This window comes from Rhizobium mayense (genome assembly GCF_030272705.1).
In the GTDB taxonomy this organism is placed as follows: Bacteria; Pseudomonadota; Alphaproteobacteria; order Rhizobiales; family Rhizobiaceae; genus Rhizobium; species Rhizobium mayense.
In genome coordinates, this window is record NZ_JARFYM010000122.1 from 1 (window position 1) to 464 (window position 464).

Genomic DNA, 464 nt, shown 5'->3' on the forward strand with positions numbered 1-464 from the left:
TCGCCCTCATCCATGAGGACGATGAGCTGAGCTATGGCGAACTCAACGCCCGGGCCAACCGGCTGGCCCATCATCTCATCACGCTCGGGGTCAAGCCGGACCAGCCGGTGGCGATCTGCCTTCAGCGCAGCCCGGCGATGGTGGTGGGGGTTTTGGCGATCCTCAAAGCGGGCGGCGCCTATCTGCCGCTCGACCCAGCCTACCCGTCTCAGCGGCTGCGGCAGGTTCTCGACGATGCCGCACCACGGCTTATGCTTTGCGACGCAGCCGGCCGCCAAGCCCTCGGCCCCGAGGCAATCGCCGATCTGGCGCTGGTCGACCTGCAGGACGACGCGCTGGCCTGGGCCGAGCTGCCGGCCACAAACCCCGAGCCGCATGCCCTCGGCCTCACCCCCCGCCATCTCGCCTATGTCATCTATACCTCCGGTTCCACCGGGACACCAAAGGGCGTCATGGTCGAGCAT

1 protein-coding gene is annotated in these 464 nt (G+C 67.5%); it reads left to right on the plus strand.

All coding sequences use genetic code 11. The features are described 5' to 3' along the window. Positions 1–464: AMP-binding protein (locus PY649_RS34865; protein WP_285873624.1), on the plus strand; the 464-nt coding region annotated here is incomplete at both ends.